This window comes from Pseudomonas sp. LP_7_YM, assembly GCF_004364435.1.
Lineage (GTDB): Bacteria > Pseudomonadota > Gammaproteobacteria > Pseudomonadales > Pseudomonadaceae > Aquipseudomonas.
The window spans coordinates 1-8,061 of record NZ_SOCT01000026.1 but is presented as its reverse complement, the minus strand read 5'-3'; the positions used below and the strand labels follow the sequence as shown (position 1 = coordinate 8,061).

Here is an 8,061-nt window from a genome sequence, read left to right as displayed (position 1 = left end):
TTTTGGTAGCTCGCGTAACGCAGGTTTCTTTTTGGTTGGCATACATGCACCTCTTGCTCATGTTATGCCCGAACACAAAATTTCTGACACCCCCGCCCGATGTACCGCTCTTATCGATTCGGCTCTTCGGCATGAGCCCAGCGATAGTCCAGACGCGGTGCCTTGATTCTGATCCGGCGCTTGATCTTGATCAGGATCGGCTCATGAACCGGCTCCGGGTCTTTCAGGAAGGCGGTCAGCACGGCACTCAATGCGTAAAGCCCACTGAACGCCCACACCACGCCTTCCAGACCGAATCGCTCATGGAAGATCGCAACGACCGCAGGGCCGACCCACGTCGAAGCACCTGCGCCCAGGCTTAACACCGACAAGGCGGCAGCCTTGTTCTGCGGTGCCAGAGCGGGCGCCAAGGCTGACAGAGGAACGAAACAAGCCAGCGTCAGGCCGTAGAATGCGCCAAACACCGAGGCGATCAGGAAATCGTGCGGAAACGCCTGCGGCATGAAGAAAAACAGCGGCGTACTGATCGTGCTGCCCACCGCACCGAACCACAGGATCGTGTTGCGATAACCGATCTTGGTACTGATCACGCTTGAGCTCAGGTTGCCGATGATGTTGAACACAAACACGATCGTCAGCAGGCGCAGCCATTGTTCAAGCGTGAAACCGACTGTATCGATGAAGAACGCCGGCATCACCACCAGAAAGCCGAACATCGAGGAGGTGTTGATCACGCGTACCAGCGCTGCCAGCGACACTTTGGGGTGAGTCCACATGATGGTGATGTTCTTGGCCATCGACACCATTGGCTTCTCGTTCTCTGGCGCCAGACGACGTGTGCCTGCCGCATCGCGGGTGCCAATCAAGCCGACGATGCCGCCGAAGACCACCAGCGCAAAAGACAGCCAGAACGTCTGCAACGCGCCGATCAGTGGAATGCTGAAACTCGCCACCAGCGAGCCCAGTGTCGGCAAGCCTGCCGCGTAAGCCACCCAGAACCAGCCGACCGCCATGCCCATCTTGCGTGGCGGCGTCGCGGCGGCGATCCAGACCAGAAAGCCGTAGGCGAATAACGGATAGCCGAAGCCGCGTAAGCCGTAGGTCAGCAGGATCATCGAGTAGCTGAGTTTCTGCAGACCGTAAATCAGGAACAGCACCTCGAAAACGCTCCAGATGACCAGCCCGAGCAGCATCACCCGTTTCGGTCCCCAGATGTTCGAAAGCGCGCCGGCCAGCCAGGAAGAAATGCCGACCGTGACGCCGTAGAGGGTGAAGACCACAGCGATCTTATCGGCGGCCATACCGCCCTCGCTGAGAAAGGGAGAGAGGTAACCCAACTCGACGCCATCGCCGATCATGAAGATCAACAGGCCGACGAAACCCCAGAACAGGGGATAAGGGATACCGATTTTGTCGCAGAGTCGGGCTAATGCAGAGGTGGAGGTCGATTGATCGCTCAATGGTCCAATCCTTTTTTGCAGCACGGCGCTTGGGCGCGCCGAATGAATGGCCTCTATGAGGTTGAAGGGCAGGTTGGATAGCGCGGATATCCGCTACGGGCAGCGGGCAACATGGCTGGTTTCTACAGCGCGGGGTCGTAACTCGAAAGCAGCTGGCTTAGACCCACGAATCTATGTTTTTTCTAGATTTTCGAGCCCGTAGCCTTTCTTTTATGCCACTTGAATCGATTCAGCACAACCCTCTGACCCAAGCGCAGGTGCGACATCACGCCCGGTTGCCAAGGCTCTGGCGTACGGTTCTTGGGGGATGTGGTTATTTCTGAATGTTTCAAAAAAGTTTGATGATGGGTTCAGGATTTGTCGCGGCGATTGATACGCAAAGGTATCGCGGTGGCGGGGCGAGGGGTGATAGAGCGGGAAAGCAAGAGGGGCTTGGGAAGGGTGGTGCCCTGACGGGATTCGAACCCATGACCCCTGCCTTCGGAGTCCTAAAAGTCGACGTTTAGAATCAACACGTTAGCGGGGATTAGCTGGGAAATCAATGGGTTGTGTTAGCTGGGGTTAGCGGGTTTTCGCCTTGGTTAGCGGGGCGAGTGTGGCAAATTTGTGGCACCTACAGAGACTGGATTAAGCCTTCGGAGTTCTCCCATATCTCATTCATAGCTTCGAATTCATCTCTGCTCGCATCAAGATCGGGCTATCACGTTGTTGAATGGGGCAAATAACGAAATTCATTATAAATTTGCCCACTCAAATTTTCACTTTACCTATTTTGGATTTAAATAATGGCAAGGAGTCTGAGAGTCAAGAGCATCGTGCAAATGGCCCCGGTCGATTTTTTTTGCTAAGCCTATTTTAAATGTCTGTCTAGCGCCATAGAAAACATCTAAGTGGTGTAAAGGATGTATGTCTCCCTTTGCGTGAACTGGGTCATGATCATATCTAATGTATCCATCTTCGGTCATTAGAAGATCTCTTAATACAGCCCATCCTCCTCTGTTATGAAGGAAGTAGTCTGACACAGGCGCTGCGAAGTCGATAATGTCGTCATAGAAAAATATCTCTTCGCTGGACATAACACCCAGTATGTCAGATGTCATTTGGCTATCAATTATTACGCCTGTCAAAGATTTAAATACAAGCTGATCATTTTCTAGTGCGGCATTGAATGGAAAGCCGATTGAAAAGTGTTTGTCTTCAGAGTAGAAAAATAACCTGCTAGTGTGAGAAATCACAAGTTCAAAGTATTCTTCACCAGGCTGCCCTGTCAATGCTGGCCCGACATCCATTAACTTTATAACCTTCATAAGCAAAGTAATAACATCTTTTCTCGCTCTGATAGGGTTGAATACTAGCTCGGAATTCCAGGGCGCGATAGTAAATGCAAATCGCTTCATTATCGTCCCGCCATTTTTCGATAATTGAATTCTACGACTTCTACGACTTCGTCTCGGTCAAAGCTATCGCCTAACGTATATCGTACAGTTTCAGTCAAGTCGCCACGAAATATTGGTAGTACATTAAGCTCATTAAATATTTCATTTAAAAATTCGTAGTATGAAACTGTGCGGCTCGTGAAATTAATTTTTGTTCTGATTTTTTCTATTTCTACAGCTGATGGTGCAACAACTTCAATAGCATCAGATTTGTTTATTCCTTCGAGTCCTGCAGTTAGCTGCTGGTAAATTATTTGGTTTGGTTCTTTAGGTATTAGGAGATAAGTCTTTATAAAAGAGCGAGTAAGCATCATATACAAAGCATTGCGTAGGCTGTGGCTTCTAGAGATTGTTTCTGCAACGCATATGACAAATGGAAACTCTAGGCCTTTAACGTGATTCCGATTACTGACGAATAGGGTATCTTTGATTTTGCGCTTGGATTCGTAAGCCTTGTTAACCTTCCACGATAGAATTCCGGGAATTGATTGCTCTAAAATATCCGCTAGTCGAAAACTACGTTTATTAGCATTAAGGAAAATCACCCCAATATCTTCCACTGTTGCTGTCGGGTTGGCTTTTTTGATCTCGGAGATTATATTTATGATTGTGCAGGCCGTGTCGGAGCCGTCTTTTGCGTCATCGCCTCCTGTCAGTACGACCTCGGTACTGGTAAATTCATTGCTATCCACATCTTCGAATCGCCTGAGTGGTTCTCTCGATAGTCTATACAGTGTATTGGTTCGATCTTTTTCAACAATATATCCACAAGACTGCCATTCTTCATCTGCTAGCCACTGTAGCTTCTCTTTTTCAAAAAGCCCCATGCCTAATGAGTGTGCGAACATTAGTGTGCGCGGATCAGTTCTGTAACATTTGCTTAGCAGGAAGTCAGGCTTTATATCGCCTGCTACCTCTGAGAAAATATTCTGAAAAATATCACCAGCGATGTAGACAGTGTTGTTAGTGACCTTTTGGCATAGTTCGAAGAACGACTCAGGGAAGTCTTGGCTCTCATCGATTAGCATGTAATCCAGTGCAGCTTTAGTTTGTTCTCCTTGGGCAGCCAGCTCTTCTAGCGCCTTCTTGCATGCACTATCAAATGACATTGAAGGACTGTAGCGATGAAATGTCAGGCCGTAAAAATGACAAATATATCGGTATGCCCCTGAGTTGTAATCTCCACCAGAGCCCCAAGCATTGTCACACCATAGTCGCTCAGACCATTCAATCTGTTGTTCGACCTTCATGAAGTTGAAAAAGTCGGGAATTCGTTTTTTTAGGCTGTCAGCGAGTATTTTATTGTGGCATGTAAAAAATATTCTTGTGCTTTCTGATGCAGTGTATATTTCTTTTAGTTTGTGAAGTAAAAGCTCGGTTTTTCCTGTGCCAGATAAACCTTGAATTCTGACTACCGGTTTAATATTTTTCTGGTACACAAAGCGTGTTTGTTCACCGTCAAATAATAATATTTTTTGCTTGACTTTATCAAGCAGGTTGTCTGGAACCTTTTCCTTGACTCTGTCAATGTCGTTGATGCTGCCGGTAATCAAAGATATTAAAAGTTCACACTTTTTCTGTCTATCATCACTTGGAATGATATTATCGTCTAATATTTCAGATAGGTTAAAGTTCTCAGGATCAACAGTTACGTTGCTGTATAGGTCGCTCCAGGTTCGCGGGCGTCCAATAATGCTTTTATAACGATATTTATCTGCTACAGCACTTAGGTCCTCGAGGAAGTCCTCTTGAAACTCTTCAAATGCTTCTTCGTCTGTTCCAAAACTAATAAATAGCATTTTGTGTTTTGGGACCAGCAAGACGAAGCCGGCACTAAACTCATATGAGTATTTGTTGTCGCCTAATGGTTTGTTTACTATATACACTTGTTCTAGTTTTTCTTCGGCATATCTTCTAGCAGACTCAACAATTACGTGATTGTTGTCGTCCTCCTCAATGCTCATGTAAAAGAAGCTGCTCGACATTAGAATATTCCTGCTCAGTCCATGGATGCTAGAAAAATCTTTTAGCACTTGGCGTGACTTTCGTCAACAGAATGTGATGGGATAATGTTGCGTTACATTGCTATTTGACTATTATGTTGAGTTTCTTATATGTGGTGAGCTCTTAAAGTTTGTAGCGATTTTTAATATGGAATTTTTTGCTATTTTTGTTGCTGTTGATAATGAAAGTGCAAATATTCCAATTTAATAGTTGAAATTGTTATTTCGATTACTGGAGATGTATTACGCCAAGTGGTGAGCTCAGCTATTTTTCGGATTTGGACTCCCCATTGAGAGCTTGTTCATAGACCTTAATGAAGCTGACAAGATTTGTCTTGAGGGCAAGGCAAAGGTCACGCAGTTGAACCGTATCCAACCGCCTTACCCCTCTCTCCACATCACTCATGAACGATTGCGGCCTCCCCAGCGCAGCAGAGCACTGCGCCTGGGTCATGCCTGATTCAACACGCATGCGCTTCAACACTTCCAAAAAAATCACGTGCTCGCGTCGATAGATAGCCTTTGTCATAGCCGTGTCCGGGCAAGGTTCAGCTGATCACGCTATATCTGCTTTTGGGATATCTGATTTTCAGTTATTTTGTACTTGTTCGTTTGGTTTAGGAGGCTGCATGAGAGTGGTCTGGGAGTTGTTTCGCGTGGCATGGGCTGTCGGGTGTTTGCCGGTGGGTGCGCTTTTGCTAGTCGTGGTGGTTTTTTCCGGCTTCAATCTGCCTTTCTTTCTGGGTTTGACCAGTAGCGAAGACCCTGCAATTCGTTGGCTGTTCTGGGTCTTGGTTCTCTACTTCGTCGGGGGCGGATGGCTGTTCTCGCGAGTCAACCAGAGCTATGCCGATAAGCTGAGAAAAATGGTTGCCGGCTATCAGGCTGAAGGGTTCCATCCGCAGGTAGAGGTGTTCGCTAAGATCAATGACGCCTACGTTGGTGTCGACCTGCAATCGAAAAGGTTGTTGGCCTACCCCGTTGGTCAGGACGGTCATCTCTTCCGTTTGGATGAGATTCGCTCCTGGCGCATCCTTCCAGTCGGCAAGAGCAACCATCGATTGGAGCTGTTGACCAGCGATTTGGCTATTCCGACGTTCAGCCTCGCGCTTAAAACGGCGGACGTGACCAATACGGAGGCACGGCTGCATTCAATCTTCAGCACTTAGCTGGTTGATGGAGCCTTCACTTACCTATTCGGAGTAGCCCGATGACCGACGTAACCGCAGGCAGTGTTTGGCAGGTAGATATCGCTCAACTGAAGCTAGCTAACGCCACCATGCGCTTGGCCAATCAAGCGCTGGCCTCTGACGATGATGCCGTCCTATCCGCTCTCGGGTTTTCGCTTGCTCATATTCGAGAGCTAAGGCGCAAAGGTGGTTTCAGATCATCTTCTATTGCGCAGAACACACGAACGATCAACTCGCTACAAATAAAGGAACCCGCACATGCTCATTGATCACATGCCATTGAGAATCGCGTCTGGCGTCCTGGCGGCTACGACCATCGAGTCTGTCCGCCAATCCACTTCGTATCACGCATGCGGTTGGCAGATTCTCGACCGCTGGGCGTTTAACTCTCCGGAGCAGCTTCGCGCACTCGAAGCGCAGGGAGAGCTGCTGCTTTTAGGACGGTTGCTTGAACAGCAAATGCTTGAGCATGAGGCGCTTATTTTGCCCCTCGGATTGGCGCAGCGGAGGCAAGGGCTTGCGGATCATGAGGTTCTTGCGCTGCGGGGCAACTCTACCGAGTTGTGAGCCACCGACGGCAGCGCGTTATACCAAAATTTTCCGGCCAATGGGTGTAGTGGGGTCTCGGGGCTTGCCCTGAGCAGGTACGGTAGGCAAAGCAAGGGAGTGAAACGACTGCCGCGTTGCCGGTTGTACGTACGCCATTCATGGCGGGAGTACAAACCCTACCCTGTCCCAGTTCTTATCCACCAAATGGTTGCAGCCGTTGTGGACGATTTTGGTCAGAAAAGTTGTCTGCACGTAGGTGCTGGATTTCTTGGCCCTTGATGAATAAAAGCATCGTTGGGGAGGGGGCAGGGGAATCGTCCAATGACTCGATAAACACAAGAGTCAGACGCCATCGGCCTCACAAACTTGATCGTCAAAATATTTTGCGAAGTGAGCGCGGTAATTTTCAGAAAACACGGCAACACGACGCTGTACAAAGCAGGGCGTTGGCTGTGATGGTGTCGGTATTGTGAAGTGCGCGCAGTTGCCTTTGGTGACTGGGCTTGGATCACTCGGGTAAAGAAGAGAACAAGATCTGGGAGCACTGGGAAAGGTAGATCTGGTGATGCTGATGGAGGCATTCGGTAGGCAAATCTGGGTACGTCATCCTCATCTGGAGTAACCGCTATGAGTGAAAGCTGGCTGAAGAAAATGGGGTCGCTTGCGCTGCGACGGAAATCTGTAGACGCGATGAACGGTGGTAAGCCGTTTACCAGGTGCGGAACTCTCATGGTCTATGCGGGAGAGCTCAAGCTGATACCTGAGCTCATTCCCGAGTCAAAACCTGCCAGACGCTCCACGCCGCCCAATTCAGATTGAGTGCAGCATCTCAGGGCGGCGGAACGCATGTCAGCAAAAGTGGAACGCCTTAACTGATACGCTCTTTGGGTAGCCGGTGCGCAGGGCTAGCTGCTCAGACTACCTTCCTGATCAAACAGAGCTCTGGCAGAGGGGCCATAGGTCGCGATGACATTCTCGATGGTATCCCGTTCGTTACAGTTCAAACTGCGGGTCAGGTCGAAGAGGGTGTTTCGCTCTGCTTTCCACTGGCTGATGATTTCAACATTCGGTTGGGCTTTCTTCCGCTCGTAGAAAATCGATTCGGAACGGAGCGCTATCAAGCAACCCAAGACGTCCTGGGCGATTTCCAGTCTATGAGCATCTGATGGTTGGATCATCGTTGAGACCTCCTGCGGATCGTTATCATGGCAGCCGCGTTCCTAGGGATGGTCTGAAGTAGGCCGCTATTTTTAGACTGCTGAGCCATAGCCGCTTTCAAAAAACGGTAGCCGTTCAAAATCGATCAAGTCTGCCGCCTATTTCATCCATTTTTACCGCTGCACGCGGCCCGCAGTAGCTATTTCCCTCATTACGGACGCACCTCTCCTGCGCTGGAGAGCAAATATCGACGCGCCATCCAAAG

At 49.0% G+C, this 8,061-nt stretch carries 9 protein-coding genes; 4 read left to right on the top strand and 5 right to left on the bottom strand.

Annotated features, from left to right (window positions below; genetic code table 11):
* Nucleotides 1–110 precede the first annotated feature (110 nt).
* From EC915_RS24460 to EC915_RS24445, 4 genes are all read right to left on the bottom strand, one after another.
* Entirely contained in the window at nt 111–1,460 is a 1,350-nt protein-coding gene (locus tag EC915_RS24460) for an MFS transporter (protein WP_133753038.1), read from the bottom strand.
* A 767-nt stretch (nt 1,461–2,227) separates the two neighbouring features.
* Nucleotides 2,228–2,857 (bottom strand): hypothetical protein, encoded by a 630-nt coding sequence (locus EC915_RS24455; RefSeq protein WP_133753037.1) that lies wholly within the window; start codon nt 2,855–2,857, stop codon nt 2,228–2,230.
* Nucleotides 2,857–4,881 (bottom strand): DEAD/DEAH box helicase, encoded by a 2,025-nt coding sequence (locus tag EC915_RS24450; RefSeq protein ID WP_133753036.1) that lies wholly within the window; start codon nt 4,879–4,881, stop codon nt 2,857–2,859. Before EC915_RS24450 ends, EC915_RS24455 begins: the two co-directional genes overlap by 1 nt.
* 283 nt (nt 4,882–5,164) lie before the next feature.
* Nucleotides 5,165–5,428 (bottom strand): helix-turn-helix domain-containing protein, encoded by a 264-nt coding sequence (locus EC915_RS24445; protein ID WP_133753035.1) that lies wholly within the window; start codon nt 5,426–5,428, stop codon nt 5,165–5,167.
* A 100-nt stretch (nt 5,429–5,528) separates the two neighbouring features.
* Here EC915_RS24445 and EC915_RS24440 point away from each other — a divergent pair, with 100 nt between their 5' ends.
* From EC915_RS24440 to EC915_RS24425, 4 genes are all read left to right on the top strand, one after another.
* The gene (locus tag EC915_RS24440; protein WP_133753034.1) at nt 5,529–6,068 is read left to right on the top strand and encodes a hypothetical protein; all 540 of its coding nucleotides are present in this window, start codon (nt 5,529–5,531) and stop codon (nt 6,066–6,068) included.
* Nucleotides 6,069–6,109: 41 nt separating this feature from the next.
* Nucleotides 6,110–6,358 (top strand): hypothetical protein, encoded by a 249-nt coding sequence (locus tag EC915_RS24435; RefSeq protein ID WP_133753033.1) that lies wholly within the window; start codon nt 6,110–6,112, stop codon nt 6,356–6,358.
* Nucleotides 6,348–6,656, top strand: coding sequence for a hypothetical protein (locus tag EC915_RS24430; protein WP_133753032.1), 309 nt, complete (start codon nt 6,348–6,350; stop codon nt 6,654–6,656). Before EC915_RS24435 ends, EC915_RS24430 begins: the two co-directional genes overlap by 11 nt.
* Nucleotides 6,657–7,265: 609 nt before the next feature.
* Nucleotides 7,266–7,457 (top strand): hypothetical protein, encoded by a 192-nt coding sequence (locus tag EC915_RS24425; protein ID WP_133753031.1) that lies wholly within the window; start codon nt 7,266–7,268, stop codon nt 7,455–7,457.
* Nucleotides 7,458–7,543: 86 nt separating this feature from the next.
* Here EC915_RS24425 and EC915_RS24420 read toward each other — a convergent pair whose 3' ends face one another.
* Nucleotides 7,544–7,816 (bottom strand): hypothetical protein, encoded by a 273-nt coding sequence (locus tag EC915_RS24420; protein ID WP_133753030.1) that lies wholly within the window; start codon nt 7,814–7,816, stop codon nt 7,544–7,546.
* Between the last annotated feature and the right edge of the window lie 245 nt (nt 7,817–8,061).

Coding starts and splice junctions, on each gene's coding strand:
- EC915_RS24455 (WP_133753037.1), bottom strand. CDS start 2,857: ATGAAGCGATTTGCATTTACTATCGCGCCCTGGAATTCCGAGCTAGTA.
- EC915_RS24450 (WP_133753036.1), bottom strand. CDS start 4,881: ATGTCGAGCAGCTTCTTTTACATGAGCATTGAGGAGGACGACAACAAT.
- EC915_RS24445 (WP_133753035.1), bottom strand. CDS start 5,428: ATGACAAAGGCTATCTATCGACGCGAGCACGTGATTTTTTTGGAAGTG.
- EC915_RS24440 (WP_133753034.1), top strand. CDS start 5,529: ATGAGAGTGGTCTGGGAGTTGTTTCGCGTGGCATGGGCTGTCGGGTGT.
- EC915_RS24435 (WP_133753033.1), top strand. CDS start 6,110: ATGACCGACGTAACCGCAGGCAGTGTTTGGCAGGTAGATATCGCTCAA.
- EC915_RS24430 (WP_133753032.1), top strand. CDS start 6,348: ATGCTCATTGATCACATGCCATTGAGAATCGCGTCTGGCGTCCTGGCG.
- EC915_RS24425 (WP_133753031.1), top strand. CDS start 7,266: ATGAGTGAAAGCTGGCTGAAGAAAATGGGGTCGCTTGCGCTGCGACGG.
- EC915_RS24420 (WP_133753030.1), bottom strand. CDS start 7,816: ATGATCCAACCATCAGATGCTCATAGACTGGAAATCGCCCAGGACGTC.